The organism is Methylobacterium sp. J-068 (assembly GCF_022829445.1).
Lineage (GTDB): Bacteria > Pseudomonadota > Alphaproteobacteria > Rhizobiales > Beijerinckiaceae > Methylobacterium.
In genome coordinates, this window is record NZ_JAKSXY010000078.1 from 26,528 (window position 1) to 42,352 (window position 15,825).

Annotated in this window: 10 protein-coding genes; 8 read left to right on the forward strand and 2 right to left on the reverse strand. The window is 70.3% G+C overall.

Annotated features, from left to right (window positions below; genetic code table 11):
- Positions 1-4 precede the first annotated feature (4 nt).
- Complete coding sequence (locus tag MKK54_RS11855; RefSeq protein WP_244011072.1) at positions 5-2,425, forward strand: putative bifunctional diguanylate cyclase/phosphodiesterase; 2,421 nt, start codon at positions 5-7, stop codon at positions 2,423-2,425.
- A 70-nt stretch (positions 2,426-2,495) separates the two neighbouring features.
- Here the strand turns inward: MKK54_RS11855 and MKK54_RS11860 are convergent, their stop codons facing one another.
- Positions 2,496-3,800 (reverse strand): flavin monoamine oxidase family protein, encoded by a 1,305-nt coding sequence (locus tag MKK54_RS11860; RefSeq protein WP_244011074.1) that lies wholly within the window; start codon positions 3,798-3,800, stop codon positions 2,496-2,498.
- A 311-nt stretch (positions 3,801-4,111) separates the two neighbouring features.
- Between MKK54_RS11860 and MKK54_RS11865 the strand changes: the two genes are divergently transcribed.
- The 7 genes from MKK54_RS11865 to MKK54_RS11895 all read left to right on the forward strand — a co-directional run bounded on the left by MKK54_RS11865 (position 4,112) and on the right by MKK54_RS11895 (position 15,064).
- Positions 4,112-4,828, forward strand: a complete 717-nt coding sequence (locus MKK54_RS11865) for a sulfate transporter family protein (protein ID WP_244011076.1) — start codon at positions 4,112-4,114, stop codon at positions 4,826-4,828.
- Between the two features lie 152 nt (positions 4,829-4,980).
- The gene (locus tag MKK54_RS11870; RefSeq protein WP_244011077.1) at positions 4,981-6,120 is read left to right on the forward strand and encodes a complex I NDUFA9 subunit family protein; all 1,140 of its coding nucleotides are present in this window, start codon (positions 4,981-4,983) and stop codon (positions 6,118-6,120) included.
- 123 nt (positions 6,121-6,243) lie between these two features.
- Positions 6,244-8,277 (forward strand): YgiQ family radical SAM protein, encoded by a 2,034-nt coding sequence (locus MKK54_RS11875; RefSeq protein ID WP_244011079.1) that lies wholly within the window; start codon positions 6,244-6,246, stop codon positions 8,275-8,277.
- A 139-nt stretch (positions 8,278-8,416) separates the two neighbouring features.
- The gene (gltX, locus tag MKK54_RS11880; RefSeq protein WP_244011081.1) at positions 8,417-9,769 is read left to right on the forward strand and encodes a glutamate--tRNA ligase; all 1,353 of its coding nucleotides are present in this window, start codon (positions 8,417-8,419) and stop codon (positions 9,767-9,769) included.
- Positions 9,770-9,886: 117 nt separating this feature from the next.
- A complete protein-coding gene (locus MKK54_RS11885) occupies positions 9,887-11,800 on the forward strand; it encodes an ABCB family ABC transporter ATP-binding protein/permease (RefSeq protein ID WP_244011083.1) in 1,914 nt (637 codons plus the stop codon).
- A 334-nt stretch (positions 11,801-12,134) separates the two neighbouring features.
- Positions 12,135-12,707 carry a hypothetical protein gene (locus MKK54_RS11890; RefSeq protein ID WP_244011085.1) on the forward strand — a complete coding sequence of 191 codons (573 nt, stop codon included), beginning with the start codon at positions 12,135-12,137 and terminating at the stop codon, positions 12,705-12,707.
- Positions 12,704-15,064: a DUF3772 domain-containing protein gene (locus MKK54_RS11895; RefSeq protein ID WP_244011087.1), complete on the forward strand. Its 2,361-nt coding sequence runs from the start codon at positions 12,704-12,706 to the stop codon at positions 15,062-15,064. Before MKK54_RS11890 ends, MKK54_RS11895 begins: the two co-directional genes overlap by 4 nt.
- A gap of 54 nt (positions 15,065-15,118) precedes the next feature.
- Here the strand turns inward: MKK54_RS11895 and MKK54_RS11900 are convergent, their stop codons facing one another.
- On the reverse strand, positions 15,119-15,607 hold the full coding sequence (locus MKK54_RS11900) for a hypothetical protein (RefSeq protein WP_244011089.1): 489 nt from the start codon (positions 15,605-15,607) through the stop codon (positions 15,119-15,121).
- Between the last annotated feature and the right edge of the window lie 218 nt (positions 15,608-15,825).

Here is a 15,825-nt window from a genome sequence, read left to right on the forward strand (position 1 = left end):
CCGCGTGTCCTCGCAGACGGCCGTGATGCACATCCCGGGCAGGGAGGGGGATCCCGTCGCGGGGACGACGCGTGGCCGCTACGACCTGGAGGCGCGTGCCGGCCACCTCGCGGAGGCCCTCTACCTGGCGCCCTACCTGGCCCTGACGCACGCGGTGGCGGCCGCCACCGTGTTCTTCCTGTTCCAGGACCAGGTGAGCCCGCTCTACCGCCTGGCCCTGTTCTTCAGCGTCGTCGTGCCGGCCACGATCGCCACCATCGGGGCACGACGCTACCGGTCGCGACGGCCCGGGGAGGCGGAGATCGCCGCCGGCCAGCGCATCGCGGCGATCGTCGTGCTGGCCCTGGGACTGGCCTGGAGCAGCATGCCGCTGGCACTGTTTCCCGGTTCGGATGCCGACCACCGGATGTACGTCGTGGCCCTCTGCGCCAGCCTCCTGGCCACCACCTACACCTTCGGCTCCTCCCGCAGCCTCGGCCTGCTGTTCGCCGGCCCCATCACCGTCGCCAGCGTCCTGGCCTTCTTCACCGAGGGCGGCGCCGTCGCCCGGGCGCTGGCCGTCCTGCTGCTGATCTATGCGCTCTTCGTCATGTTCACCGCCGGGCGGATGTCGCGCCTGTCGGGGGAGCGGATCCTGGACCGGATCCGCGTGAGCGAACAGAACGAGACGATCAGCCTGCTGCTGCATGATTTCGAGGAGAACACCAGCGACTGGCTCTGGGAGACCGACGCGGAGGGCCGCCTCCAGCACGTCTCCGAGCGCATCGCGCAGGTGGCGGGCGAGCCCCTGAGCACCCTGCAGGGCGCCGCGTTCGCGGCGCTGTTCCTCGGCACGCGCAAACGCCGGGCGATGAGCGATGAGATCGCCGAGATCCTCGCGCTGATCGCCGAGCGCAAGGCCTTTCGCGAGCGCGTGGTGGAAGTCACGATCGGTGGCGTGACGCGCTGGTGGCGCCTCAGCGGCAAGCCGATCACCGACCGGGAGGGTGCCTTCCTGGGCTTTCGCGGTGTCGGTTCCGATATCAGCGAGACCCGCCAGTCCGAGGCGCGGATCGCCTATCTGGCGAGCTACGATTCCCTGACCGGCCTCGCCAACCGTGCCCGGTTCCACGATGCGGCGAGCCAGGCCTGCGCCCGCGCGGTGTTGTCGGGTCGCTCCTACGCCCTGCTCTACCTCGACCTCGACGGATTCAAGTTCGTCAACGACACCTTCGGGCACGCACTCGGCGACGTGCTGCTGACCCGCGTCGCGCAGCGCCTCACCGGCGCGGTACCGCCGGATGCGCTGGTCTCGCGCCTGGGCGGCGACGAGTTCGCGATCCTGCTCGCCTGCGAGGACGTGGACGACACCGTCTCCCTCGGCGAGCGCCTGATCGAGACCCTGAGCGCGCCCTACACCCTCGACGGCGTCCAGGTGGAGATCGGCGCCAGCGTCGGCTTCGCCCGCGCCCCGAGCGACGCCCAGACCCCGCAGGGACTGCTCGGCAAGGCCGACCTCGCGCTCTACCGGGCCAAGGCGACCGGACGCGGGAAGGTGAGCGTGTTCGCGCCGGAACTGGAGGCCTCGGTGCGCCTGCGCCGCGACCTCGAGGCCGACCTCAAGCGCGCGGTGGCGCAGGGCGAGTTCACCTTGCATTACCAGCCCCTGATCGGCCTCGTCGACGGCCGCGTGCGCAGCTTCGAGGCCCTGCTGCGCTGGACGCGCCATCCGGGCGGGCCGGTCTCGCCGGCCGAATTCGTGCCGGTGGCCGAGGCCTCGGGCCTGATCACCGAGATCGGCCGCTGGGTGCTGCGCCAGGCCTGCCAGGAGGCCGCCCGCTGGCCGGACGACATCCGGCTCGCCGTGAACATCTCGCCGATCCAGTTCCGCAGCACCGACCTCCTGGCCGACGTGACGGACGCCCTCGACGCGAGCGGTCTGGCACCCCACCGCCTGGAGATCGAGGTCACCGAGTCGGTGTTCTTCGAGATGAACGCGACGACCATCGCGAACCTGAACGGGTTGCGGGCCCTCGGCATCCGCGTGGCCCTCGATGATTTCGGCACCGGCTACTCGTCGCTGAGCTACCTGATCCGCTTCCCCGTGGACAAGATCAAGATCGACCGCTCCTTCATCAAGGAGATGGGCTCCCGCCCCGAATGCCTGGCGATCATCGAGGCGATCCTCACGCTCGCGCGCAAACTCTCGATCACCGTCACCGCCGAGGGTGTCGAGACGGCGGAGCAGGCGATGATGCTCAAGGCGAGCCGCTGCGACGACATCCAGGGCTTTCTCTTCAGCCCCGCCCGTCCGGCGGACGAGATTTCCCGGCTGATCGCGGATCTGCCGGCGCGGTTCGGCGAGGTCTTCCCGATCCTGCCGGTGACCTTCCGGCGCGCCAACGCGGGCGCGCCCCTCGTCGAAGGGGGAGCGAGCCCGGCGTAAGGGCGCATCCCCGGAAGGCCCCCGGCATCGGGGCCGCCCGCGAGGTTTCCCCACGACGCCTGCCGGCGCGTCAGGCGCGAAGCCTGTCGGCGACGGCATCGGCGGCGCGCAGACCTTCCTCGTAGGCCCCCCCGGCCGTGCCCCATTGCAGGCGCGACAGGGCCTCGCCCGCGAACCAGACCCGGTCGGCGACGGGCGCCCGAAGCGCGGCGCGCGCGCCGGCATGGCCCGGCGGGACCACGGCCCAGGAGCCGCGCGCCCAAGGGTCGTGGCGCCATTCGCTCACGGCGGGGATCGTGAGGTCGTGCAGGGCGCGGCCGCCGAAATGCGCGGCGAGCGTGGCGCGCACCAGCCGGCGCACCCCGTCGGCCCCGGCCCGGCGCGCGTCGAGCGCCGCGGCCATGGGGGCGTCGAGCTCGAAGAAGTGGAACGGCGTGCCGTCGATGCAGGTGAGGAGGCCAGGGCACGCCTCCCGCCCGCCGACGAGGTTCGCCAGCTGGTCCCCGCCCCGGAACGGGCAGGAGGGCCAGTGCAGCACCGCGTGTTCGTAGATGCCGGTGCGAAAGCCCGTGATGGCCGCCGCGACGTCCGGCGGGAGGGCGGGCGTGAACAGCGCGGTCTCGCGCATCACCATCGTGGGAATCGTGACGATGACGGCCCTGGCCGCGAAGGTCGTGTCGCCCGCCGCCACCCGCACGCCCGGACCCGACCAGTCGATGCCGGTCACCGGCATCCCCAGCGCGATCGGCAATCCTTGCGCGAGGCGGGCGAGATAGCCGCCATAGCCGCCGGCGATGAAGCGGTTGTCGCCGTACTCCATGCTGGGAAAGTCCTGGAGCGAGACCTGTCCCAGCGCCTGGCCGGAGACGAGGCCGTGGACCCGCTCCACCCGCCGGCCCCAGGGACCGAGCCCCGGCGGCAGGGCGGAGGCCGCCGGCCGGTCCGGCCCCTCCCAGGTGGCCTGGCGGCTCATCGCCCGGTCGGCCAGGGCGAAGGCCCGCCCCAGGGCCGCCGCCTCCGCCGTGCGTCCGCGTCGGCGCCCGACCCAGAGATGGCTCGCCTGGGCGGCGACCCGCAGCGGCTCGCCCCGCGCGGTCCCGAGGCGCACCAGCGGGTTGATCGGCCCGGCATGCAGCCAGTGTCCGCCGAGATCGACCGGGTGCCCGCGCAGCGGCACGGTGACGAGGCGCCCGCCGACCCGGTCGCGCGCCTCCAGCACCGCCACGGAGATCCCGCGCGCGCGCAGGGTCCGCGCCGCCGCGATGCCGGCGGCCCCCGCCCCGACGACGATCACCGCGGGCTCGCGCGGCCAGGGCTCCAGGCGCGGCGCGATGGTCGGGCGCCAGCGTTCGTGCTCGGGGCGGGACGTCCTCATGGATGACGGTCTCGTTCCTGTCTCGGGATGGCGTCGGACCTAGCAGAGGACGATGCGGGGCGACACCGCGCGGCGAAGTCCAGTCACACGGGAGAAAACTCCGGGGCGCAGGATCGCGTGCGTCGGGCGCGCCCCGGCGTCGGGCGGTGCGGCGTTGCCCCGCGCTCGCCCTGCCCTTGCGCCGCACTTGCGCGGGGCGGCGGGCATCGCCAGAACCGGGGGTGAGCGGCGCGCGCGGGGGGGCGGGGCGGGCCGCACCGGCACGACGCATGACGAACTGACTGATCGCGAGACCACGGGATAACCCAGGCATGCTCTTCCAGGCCGCCTTCGCCGCCGTCCGGCAGGTGTTCTCACCGCCCCTGCGCACGATCCTGTGGAAGTCGCTGGGGCTCACCCTGGGCATTCTCGTCGTGGTCTGGTTCGGGCTGACGCGGGCGATCAACTGGTTCCTGTCGCAGCACCACCTCTCGGTGGATTACCCCTTCCTCGACACCCTGGCGGTGTTCTTCGCCGGCGCCGGGCTGTTCGTGGGGCTGGCCTACATCATGCCGGCGGTGTCGATCCTGGTGGCGGGCTACTTCCTCGACGACGCGGCCGAGATTGTCGAGCGTACCGATTTTCCCGACGACCCCATCGGGGTGGCCCTGCCGCTCGGCACCGCCATGCTCTACGCCGTGCGCTTCGCCGGGCTGGCGCTGCTGGTGAACCTGGTGGCGCTGATCCTGTTCTTCGTGCCGGGGGTGAACCTGGTGGCGTTCTTCGGGGCCAACGCCTACCTGCTGTCGCGCGAGTATTTCGAGCTCGCGGCCGGGCGCTTCCGGCCGATGGCGGAGGCGGGCGCCATGCGCCGGCACTTCAGCGGCACTACCCTGCTGGCGGGCATCCTCCTGGCGGGCCTGATGGTCGTGCCGGTCCTCAACCTCGTCACGCCGCTCTTCGGCATCGCCCTGATGGTGCATGTCCACAAGGGCCTGAGCCGGCGCACCCCGCTTCCCGGGCCGCAGGCCCAGCCGCGCCTGCGCTGAGGCGGGCGGAGGGGCGAATTTCGCGCCGCGCGACCTCCCGTCCACGCGCGAAGTGGTCTAGACAGCACGCAACAGGCTACGCGCCGGCGTCCCTCCGCGCTCCCAAGGGCGCGCGACGTCGCGCGGGGGCCGCTTTTCGAGACGTGAACGCGATGACCGGTTTCGAGACCCTCCCCCTGACCCGCCCCGCCGCGCAGCTCGTGACCGTGTTCGGCGGCTCCGGCTTCCTCGGGCGGCACGTGGTGCGGGCGCTCGCCAAGCGCGGCTACCGCATCCGGGTCGCGGTGCGCCGGCCGGACCTCGCGCTGTTCCTGCAGCCGCTGGGCAAGGTCGGCCAGATCGTCGCGGTGCAGGCCAACCTGCGCTACCCCGACTCGATCGCCCGGGCCGTCCACGGGGCCGACATCGTCGTCAACCTCGTGGGCATCCTGCAGGAGACCGGCAAGCAGAGCTTCTCGCAGTTGCAGGCCGAGGGCGCGGGCGCGATCGCGCGGGCGGCGGCGGCCGTCGGCGCGCCCCTGGTCCACGTCTCGGCGATCGGGGCCGACGCGGATTCGCCCTCGGTCTACGCCCGCACCAAGGCGCTGGGCGAGGCTCACGTGGCCGAGGCCGGTGGCCCCTACGTGACCCTGCGGCCCTCCCTGGTGTTCGGGCCGGGCGACAGCTTCTTCAACCGCTTCGCGTCGCTGGCCCTCGCCCTGCCGGTGCTGCCGCTGGCCGGCGCCCAGTCGCGCTTCCAGCCGGTCTACGTGGCGGACGTGGCGGAAGCCGTGACCCGCGCGGTGGAGGGCCACGTGCCGGCGGGCCGGGTCTACGAACTCGGCGGCCCCGAGGTCGAGACCCTCGAGGCGCTGGTGCGCTACATGCTCACGGTGACGTACCGCAAGCGCGTGGTGCTCGGCCTGCCGCTGCCGGCGGCGATGCTCCAGGCCCGCGCCCTGGAGGTGGTCGACACCTTGACCCTCGGCCTCCTGCCGGACGCGCTCAAGCTCACCCGCGATCAGGTCACCCTGCTCCAGAACGACAACGTCGTCTCCGAGGCCGCCAAGGCGGAAGGCCGCACCCTGGAGGGAATCGGCCTCCAGCCCACCGCCATGGAGGCGGTGGTGCCGGGCTACCTCTGGCGCTTCCGCAAGGCGGGCCAGTTCGCCAAGATGCAGGACTACGAGAGCGCCATCCCCGAGACCCTGGCCCCCAAACCCTTCGTGCCGCGCAGTGGCAGCGGGCCGGCGCTCGGGCCGGATTCGAATGCGCCGAGCCGGATGGGGACTCGGTGGGGCACGCGGGGGTGAGGTTCGGCCCGTGATGCGCATCCGGCGTATCATCGTAGAGTCGACGCGACGGTCAAAGCTGGTCACACCCTGCTCGTGACTCTTCGTTGAGCTCGCGGCCCCGGCGGTCTATGCACCGAACCCATGAACCTCGAAGTGTCCGCGAGCCGAGTCTCGGCGCCCCTCCTCGGCAAGCTGCGGCCTTCAAGGCCGGCGGCGCCGTTCTTGCCCATGAGCCGCGCCGAGATGGACCGGCTCGGGTGGGACGCCTGCGACATCGTCCTCGTCACGGGCGACGCCTATGTCGATCACCCGAGCTTCGGCATGGCGATCATCGGCCGGCTCCTCGAAGCGCAGGGCTTCCGGGTCGGCATCATCGCGCAGCCCGACTGGCAGTCGGCGGAGCCGTTCAAGGCCCTGGGTAAGCCGACCCTGTTCTTCGGCGTCACCGGCGGCAACCTCGATTCGATGGTGAACCGCTATACGGCAGACCGGCGCCTGCGCAGCGACGACGCCTACACGGCGGGCGGGGAAGGCGGCGCCCGCCCGGATCGCTGCACCATCGTCTACACGCAGCGCTGCCGCGAGGCGTACAAGGACGTGCCGATCATCCTCGGCGGCATCGAGGCGTCCCTGCGCCGCATCGCCCACTACGATTACTGGTCCGACAAGGTGCGCCGCTCGATCCTGGCGGACGCGAAGGCCGACCTGCTCCTCTACGGCAATGCCGAGCGCGCCGTGGTCGAGGTGGCGAACCGTTTGGCCGCCGGCGAGGCGCCGCGCGATCTCGATTCCGTCCGGGGCGTCGCCCTGTTCCGTCGCGTGCCCGAGCATTACGCCGAGCTGCCCGCCGACGATCTCGATTCCGCCGACGAGGCCGCCGCCCGCAAGCCCGGCGAGACCGTGATCCGGCTCCCCGCCTACGACGAGGTGAAGGACTGCAAGGAGGCCTATGCCCGCGCGAGCCGTGTGCTGCACCGGGAGGCCAACCCCGGCAACGCCCGCCCCCTCGTCCAGCGCCACGGCGACCGCGATTTGTGGCTGAACCCACCGCCGATCCCGCTCTCCAGCGAGGAGATGGATGCGGTCTACGATCTGCCCTACGCCCGCGCGCCGCATCCCTCCTATGGCGACGCGAAGATTCCCGCCTGGGACATGATCAAGTTTTCGGTGACGATCATGCGCGGCTGCTTTGGCGGCTGCACCTTCTGCTCGATCACCGAGCATGAGGGCCGGGTCATCCAGAACCGCTCGGAAGAGTCGATCCTGCGCGAGATCGAGCTGATCCGCGACAAGACGCCGGGTTTCACGGGCGTGATCTCCGACGTCGGCGGCCCCACGGCCAACATGTACCGGATGGCCTGCAAGGACCCGAAGATCGAGGCGGCGTGCCGGCTGCCGTCCTGCGTCTTTCCCGACATCTGCCCGAACCTGAACACCTCGCACGACGACCTGATCCGGCTCTACCGCAAGGTCCGCGAGGTGGAGGGCGTCAAGAAGGTGATGGTGGCGTCGGGCGTGCGCTACGATCTGGCGGTGCGCAGCCCCGAATACGTCGAGGAACTCGTGACCCACCATGTCGGCGGGCGCCTGAAGATCGCGCCCGAGCACACCGAGCGCGGCCCCCTCGACCTGATGATGAAGCCGGGCATCGGCACCTACGACCGCTTCAAGGAGATGTTCGACGCCGCTGCGAAGAAGGCCGGCAAGAAATACTACCTGATCCCGTATTTCATCGCGGCGCATCCGGGCACGACGGACGAGGACATGATGAACCTCGCCGTCTGGCTGAAGAAGAACGACTATCGCGCCGATCAGGTCCAGACGTTCCTGCCATCCCCCATGGCGACGGCCACGACCATGTACCACACCGAGATCAACCCGCTGCAGGGCGTGCGGCGCGGCGGCAGCGAGCCCGTCGACGCGATCAAGGGGCTGCGGCAGCGCCGGCTGCACAAGGCGTTCCTGCGCTACCACGACCCCGAGAACTGGCCCGTCCTGCGCGAGGCGCTGCGGGCGATGGGCCGGGCCGATCTCATCGGGCCGAGGCCGGACCAGCTCGTGCCGGCCGCGCAGCCGCCGGGCACGGGAGCGGGCAAGGGGCAAGGCCAGCCGCGCCCCATGCGCCATCCGGGCGCGCCGCGCTTCACCACGAAGGGCATCCCGTTCAGGAAATGACGGTCAGGCGCGCTTGGTGACCGGATGCTCCAAGGGCGGCTTTCGGGGTTCCGCGCCACGAAACGGACAAACAGAACGCCGCCCGCAGCCGACGATCCAAGGGGTATCCGGGCCGAGGCCCCCGCCATAAAAGACGCCCATGACCACCAACACCACACCCCTCGTGCGCTTCGCGCCGTCCCCCACCGGCTACCTCCACATCGGCAATGCCCGGCCCGCGCTCCTGAACGCGCTGTTCGCGCGGGCGCGGGGCGGGCGGTTCCTGCTGCGGCTCGACGACACCGACCGGGAGCGCTCGACGGAGGCGTTCGCGCAGGCCGTGGCGGAGGATCTCGCCTGGCTCGGGATCGTGCCCGATCTCTTCGCCCGGCAATCCGACCGGGTCGCGATCCACGATGCGGCCGCCGCGCGGCTGAAGGCCATGGGGCGGCTCTATCCCTGCTACGAGACACAGGAGGAACTGGAGCGCCGCCGCCGGCGCCAGCTCGGGCGCGGCCAGCCGCCGATCTACGACCGCGCCGCGCTGAACCTCACCGAGGCCGAGCGTGCCGCCCTGGAGGCGGAGGGGCGCACACCCCATTGGCGCTTCAAGCTCGACGCGCGCGTGATCGCCTGGACCGACCTCGTGCGGGGCGAGGCGCATGTCGATTGCGCCTCGCTCTCCGACCCCGTGCTGATCCGCGCCGATGGCAGCTACCTCTACACGCTGCCCTCCGTGGTGGACGATGCCGAGATGGGCATCACCCACGTCATCCGGGGCGAGGACCACGTCACCAATACGGGCGTGCAGGTGCAGATCTTCGAGGCCCTGGGCAGCCCGGTCCCGGTCTTCGGCCACCACAACCTCCTGACCACGGCGGACGGGGAGGGGCTCTCGAAGCGCCTCGGCCACCTCTCGCTGCGGGGGCTTCGGGCGGACGGCTACGAGCCGGCGGCCGTGCGCTCCCTCGCGGTGCTCACCGGCTCGGCGGAATCCGTGCGCGCCGTGGCGGATCTCGACGAGCTCGCCTCCCTCGTCGACCTCGCGCAGATCTCGCGGGCACCGGCCAAGTTCGATCCGCACGATCTCGACGGGCTCAACGCCCGCCTCGTCCACGCCATGCCCTACGCGGCGGTGGCGGACCGGCTCGCCGGCCTCGGCGTGCCGGCCGAGCGCGCTGAAGCGTTCTGGGAGGCGGTGCGGGCCAACCTCGCCAAGGTCTCGGAGGCGCAAGCGTGGTGGCGCGTGGTCGCCGGGCCGGTGAACCCGGTCGTCGCCGATCCCGCCTTCATCGGGGCGGCCGCCGCCCTGCTGCCGGCGGAACCCTGGGACGGCGAGACCTGGAAGGCCTGGACCGGGGCGGTGAAGGCCGCCACGGGGGCCAAGGGCAAGGCCCTGTTCATGCCGCTGCGGCTCGCGATCACCGGCCTGGAGCACGGGCCGGACCTCGCCGGGCTGCTGCCGCTGATCGGGCGGGATGCGGTGGCGCGCCGGCTCTCGGGCGAGGGGTGAAACCGCACCCTGTGCTGCGCGCAGGGCGGCCCCGCCGGCGCGGATGACTGTCGCGGGCCGGGCGACGGGCCTATATGCGGGCCCGACAGCGTTTTCATCCCGAGTCTTCACATCCGCATGAGCACCGACCCCGCCCCGGCGGCCCCGGTCGAGGCCGCGCCGCCCGCGCGGCCCGGCCTCGTCGCCACCTATCGCCGCCTCTGGCCCTATCTCTGGCCCCACGGCCGGCCCGACCTGCAGCGGCGCGTCTTCCTGGCCTTCGGCCTGCTGATCGTCGCGAAATTCGTGACGATGGTGACGCCCTTCACCTTCAAGTGGGCCACCGACGCCCTGGTGGCGATGACGGACGCCAAGCCCGGCGCGGCCGTGCCCACGGGGCTGCTGGCCGCGCCGATGCTCCTCATCGGCCTCTACGGCCTGTCGCGCATCCTCATGGCCGGGCTGACGCAGGTGCGCGACGGTCTGTTCGCCAAGGTGGCGATGCACGCCGTGCGCCGCCTCGCGCTCCAGACCTTCGAGCACATGCACCGGCTCTCCCTGCGCTTCCACCTGGAGCGCAAGACCGGCGGCCTGACCCGCGTGCTGGAGCGTGGGCGCGGCGGCATCGAGGAGCTCTCGCGCCTGATGGTGCTGACGCTGGTGCCCACCATCGTCGAGTTCCTGCTCGTGATCGGCGTGCTCGCCTACGAGTTCGACTGGATCTACTCGGTGGTCGTGTTCGTGATGGTGGCGGCCTACCTCGCCTTCACCTGGAAGGCGACGCAGTGGCGCATCGAGATCCGGCGCCGGATGAACAATTCCGACACCGACGCCAACACCAAGGCCGTCGACTCGCTGCTGAACTTCGAGACCGTGAAGTATTTCGGCGCCGAGTTGCGCGAAGCGGAGCGGTACGATGTGTCGATGGCCAAGTACGAAAAGGCCTCGACGCAGACCTACGTCTCGCTCGCCGTGCTCAACGCCGGACAGGCGGTGATCTTCACGATCGGCATGACCATCGTGATGTGGTTGGCCGCGCGCGACATCATGGCCGGGCGCACGACGCTCGGCGGCTTCGTGCTGGTCAACACCATGCTGGTGCAGCTCTCGATGCCGCTCAACTTCATGGGCATGATCTACCGCGAGATCAAACAGGCGCTGATCGACATCGACGACATGTTCCAGATCCTGCACCGCAACCCCGAGATCGCCGACCGGGCGGGGGCCGAGCCCCTGCTGGTCTCCGACGGGGTGGTGCGGTTCGAGGACGTGCGCTTCGCCTACGATCCGGCCCGGCCGATCCTGCGGGGCGTCAGCTTCGAGGTCCCGGCCGGGCGCACGGTGGCCATCGTCGGGCCCTCGGGGGCGGGCAAGTCCACCCTGTCGCGCCTGCTGTTCCGGTTCTACGAGCCGCAGGGCGGGCGCATCCTCGTCGACGGGCAGGATATCGCGCGGGTCCGCCAGGCGTCCTTGCGGGCGGCGATCGGCATGGTGCCGCAGGACACGGTGCTGTTCAACGACACCATCGGCTACAACATCCGCTACGGCCGCTGGGACGCCACCGAAGCGGAGGTGCGCGCGGCCGCGTCGCTCGCGCAGATCGACCGCTTCATCTCCGCCCTGCCGGAGGGCTACGACACGCCGGTGGGCGAGCGCGGGCTGAAGCTCTCGGGCGGCGAGAAGCAGCGCGTCGCCATCGCCCGCACCATCCTGAAGGGGCCGCCGATCCTCGTCCTCGACGAGGCGACCTCGGCCCTCGACACGTTCACCGAACGCGAGATCCAGGACGCCCTGGACAAGGTGAGCCGGGGCCGCACCACCCTCGTCATCGCTCACCGCCTCTCCACGGTGGTCAATGCCGACGAGATCATCGTCCTCGACAAGGGCGTCATCGTCGAGCGCGGCGACCACGCCACGCTCCTCGATCGGGAGGGCGTCTACGCCTCGATGTGGAGCCGCCAGCGCGAGGCCGACGCCGCCCTGGAGATCCTCCAGCGCAGCGAGGACGTGATGCCGGCGGTCAAGCGCCCGGCCGACGCGTTGGTGGATTGACGGGGCGCCTCGGGCCGAGCCGGTTCGTCGCCGTCATCGCCGAGGCGTGACGCCGGGCACCCTTGGCCAGGCACCCTTCGCCGGGGACCCTTGGATTGCGAGGACGCGCGTTCGGTCGACGGACAATGGTCCCGCGAAAAGGTCTCGAGGCCGGCCCTGTCTCTGGTGCAAGCTTGCGAGAAGGGGAGCATTGTCGTGAGTGGAAAAAGCCTCTCTTGGAAGATCGGTTAATGAGTCTGTAACGCACAGGCTTTAATGTCGGCGACACGACGCGTCTGCATTGCCACGCCCAAGGCAATCGAAGACACGGCCCACTCGGTCGGATGCATCTGGGATGAAGCGTGTCATCGTTGCTTTGATGTCGCTTGCCGCCATCGGACCGGCCCGGGCCCAACCTGCAACGGTCAGCGGCACGGCGGCACTGTCCTGCCGGACGACGCCGGACTTCGTGGTGGTCGCGCGCAACCTGCCCGACGAGTTCGGCATGGAACTCCACGCGCGGCGGCGTGCGGGCCCCGACGAGGCGATGCCGTGCGCGTTCGCGCCCAAAGACGGTGAATTCCGGCTCGGCGGACCCGAGAAGCCCTATGTGGTCGAAGGGATGAACGGCCGCTTTCTGGCGGTCACCGAGCTCATCGGCGTCGCCGGCACCCTCCACGTCTATGACCTGTCGACCGGCAAGGCCGTCGTCAGCGAGCCCCTCACGGAGGCGAACCAGACCAAGACCGCGGGAAACCGGGTGAGTTTCACCGCCCGGTCGGGACCGGGAACGGCGAAGACGTGCCCGGGCCTCGCCGCGTTCAAGAAGCAGGGCGGTTCCGGAGAGATCGGGGTGCCGTCGAGCGTCGACCTCGCCACCGGCGCGCTCACGCGCAACGCCAAGACCGTCTGCACCTACGCGCAATGAGTGATCGGAGGGTCGCCCGCGGCGGCATGATCGGGCGGCTCGCCGGCCGGCTGGCGCTCGCCGCCATGGTGCTCGCCACGACACTGCCGACACTCTCGACCGGCAGCTTGGCCCAGAGCGACGCACGCGCCGATCTTCGCCGGGCCCTGACGGAGATCACGACGGAGCTGCCGCTTCGGCAATCCGATTTCAAGGGCCTGTCCACGCTCCGCGATCGGACGGAGGCCCTGATCGCGGAGAGCCGCGAAATGCGCGCCGAAAGCGCGGCCGCGCTGCGGCGCGCCCGAACGACGCGGCTCGAGGCCGCGAAGGTCGAAGGCGCCCCCGAGCGGGACGACGCCACACGGGCGGCCGACGCGGCCTTGAGTTCCGTCGAGGCGCGGAACCGCGAGGACGGGAAGGTCGCGGGCGAGATCGAGGACGCCTGGAACAGGATCACCGAATTTCGGCGCCAACTCTTCGCCAAGCGCCTCCTCGACTACAGCCTCAGTCCCCTCTCTCCGGCGTTCTGGAACGAGCTCGTCGACCGCGCGCTGCCTCAGGTCGGAGGCAAATTGCGTGATCTCGGCGCCGCCATCTCGGCGGACGAGGAGTTCGGCGACTGGGAGGCGAATGTCTTCGTCTGCCTGTTCCTGCTGCTGGTCGGGGCATCGCTCTATGTGGCGACGCGCTGGGTCAGCCGACGCGTCCTCGCCCGCTGGCACCGGTTCGCCCTGCGCGCCCATGTGGGTCCGCGCCGGCGGGCCGCGGTGCACGCGCTGATCGACATGACCTTCACCGTCTTCTCGATCCCGCTCACCATCGTGCTCCTGATCGTCCTGAACGACGGCGTCGATTTCACGCCCGGCAGCGCCGACTCGATCGCTCTCAGGGTGCTCGGCGCGATCGCCGGATATCTCATCGGAACGGGCGTCCTGCGGGCCATGGTGGCGCCCCGGGATGCCGCCTACCGGCTGCTGGCCGTCGGCGATCGAACGGCCTCCATCGTCGTGCGCACGGGGCGTGCCCTGATCCTGGTCTACGCGGCCGACCTGATCTTCGGCGAATTCGCGATCGCGGCGCATTTCCGCGTCGTGATCAGCGAGGCCTCGACCATGGTGATGGTGACGACCTGCTGCGCGCTGCTGGCCGTCGCGCTCCTGCGCCTGAGCCAGGCCGAGCCCGCCACCGACCCGGACGCGATGCCGGCGGCGACCTCCGCCGTCCATCTGCTGGTGTTGACGCCGCTCGTCTGGATCGTGGTGGCCGCTTCCCTGGCATCGGTGCTCGCCGGGTTCACGGCGCTCGGCGGCTTCCTGATCGGCCGTCTGATCGTCACCGGCCTGCTGCTCGCGCTCGGCTGGGTGATGCTGATCTGCGTCAACGCGCTCTTCGTCACGCGGGGCGATATCGAACGGAGCGCCCGGCTCGCGAGGCTGAGCCGCACATTGGCTCTTCAACCGGATAGCCTGGCTCTCGGCTCGGTCATCCTGTCGGGGGTCCTGAACGTCGTCGTCATCGCCGCGATGGTGTTCGTCGTCGTCGGCCCGTGGAACCTCGCCTATGGCGAGTTCAATCCCTTTCGAGATGCCTTCCTCGGCTACAGTCTCGTGGATCTTCGCGGCCTGATCGGCTCCGCCGGCCTCGCCGTCATCACCGCCGTCGTCGGCGTGGTGCTGACGCAGGTCGGAACCGGGTGGCTCGATCGCGAGGTCCTGCCCCAGACCCGGCTCGATGCCGGCGCGCGCTACTCCGTCATCACCGTGGTCGGCTATGGCGGTCTCGTCATCACGGTGCTTCTGGCTCTCGGCCAGCTCGGTGTGAACCCGCAAAGCCTCACGGTGATTGCCGGTGCCCTGTCGGTCGGCGTCGGGTTCGGCCTGCAGAGCATCGTCTCGAACTTCGTCTCCGGCCTGATCGTGCTGGCCGAACGCCCGATCCGGGTCGGCGACGTGGTGTCGGTCAAGGGCGAGGAGGGGCGCGTCAGGAAGATCAGCGTCCGCTCGACCCTGATCGCGACGGGGGATCGGACCGATCTCATCGTTCCGAACACGGATCTCATCACATCCATCGTCCGCAACAAGACGCTGACGGACGTCTCGCAGCGCCTGCGCATGCCCATGGTCCTCGACCGGGACGCGGACATGGTGCTCGTGCGCGATGCCCTGATCGCCGTGGCCGCGCGGCATCCGAACGTCGCCGCCGAGCCCGCGCCGGTGCTGCTGCTGACCAAGATCGGCGAGAACCTGGAACTGGAAGCGCGGGTTTTCCTCCTGGACGGCGCGCTCGGCGACACGACCCGCAGCGAGCTGAACTTCGTCCTGCTGGAACTCTTCCGGCGCTCCGGGATCAAGCTCGGCACCGGGTCGAACTCTTGATAGCGAAGACGTGCGGCTCGGGCTCGTCCGGTGCGAGGACGCGTCGCGCTCGTTTCAACGTTCGCCGATCAGACGACACCCGATGACGATGGGCTTTGCCCGCGCGCGCGAAAGGTCGTCGTCGAAGAGGTCGCAATCCAGCAGATTGTCGGGCGCCGCCTTGCGCGCCGAGAAGACGTTGAGGCTCACCCTGAGGGGATTGCGGCCCACGGCCGCGACGTCGGCGGCGTCGAGATTGCGACCCGGCATCTCGGCGATGCCGCCCGCTGCGGGCAGCGTGACGATGTCACCGAGCATCTCGATCTGATCGGGCTCGCGGCCCTCGGCACGCGCGCGCTTGATGTCGGCGCGGGTCGGCTTTCTGGCCAGTTTTGCATAGTAGAACGACTTGACGTTCACGCTCTCGGAAAGGGTCGACAGCTTCTGCGATGCCTTCGGCGACAGCGATACGCTTACCGAGAAGGCATAGGGGCTCGTGTTTGTCTGAGCCGTTGCACGCGTGGGAAACGCTCCGATCGCTGTCGATACGGCTCCGGCGATCACGACCAACGCTCCGATGCGATTTCTCATGGCATTCCGCTGAAGTTGGACCGTCGAATCGACGCTGCGCCGTTTCCGGCGCGGCGTCTGAAGCACAATGTCAAACGCTTGTCATCGCTGTCCGAGCGTGACGGGACAGCGGGCACCCTGTTTCATGGTTTGGCGTTCCCGAAACGGGCCCACAAGAATCCATGCATCTCAAGAATCCATCCGCCTCGGAT

Coding starts and splice junctions, on each gene's coding strand:
- MKK54_RS11860 (WP_244011074.1), bottom strand. CDS start 3,800: ATGAGGACGTCCCGCCCCGAGCACGAACGCTGGCGCCCGACCATCGCG.
- MKK54_RS11865 (WP_244011076.1), top strand. CDS start 4,112: ATGCTCTTCCAGGCCGCCTTCGCCGCCGTCCGGCAGGTGTTCTCACCG.
- MKK54_RS11870 (WP_244011077.1), top strand. CDS start 4,981: ATGACCGGTTTCGAGACCCTCCCCCTGACCCGCCCCGCCGCGCAGCTC.
- MKK54_RS11875 (WP_244011079.1), top strand. CDS start 6,244: ATGAACCTCGAAGTGTCCGCGAGCCGAGTCTCGGCGCCCCTCCTCGGC.
- gltX (WP_244011081.1), top strand. CDS start 8,417: ATGACCACCAACACCACACCCCTCGTGCGCTTCGCGCCGTCCCCCACC.
- MKK54_RS11885 (WP_244011083.1), top strand. CDS start 9,887: ATGAGCACCGACCCCGCCCCGGCGGCCCCGGTCGAGGCCGCGCCGCCC.
- MKK54_RS11890 (WP_244011085.1), top strand. CDS start 12,135: ATGAAGCGTGTCATCGTTGCTTTGATGTCGCTTGCCGCCATCGGACCG.
- MKK54_RS11895 (WP_244011087.1), top strand. CDS start 12,704: ATGAGTGATCGGAGGGTCGCCCGCGGCGGCATGATCGGGCGGCTCGCC.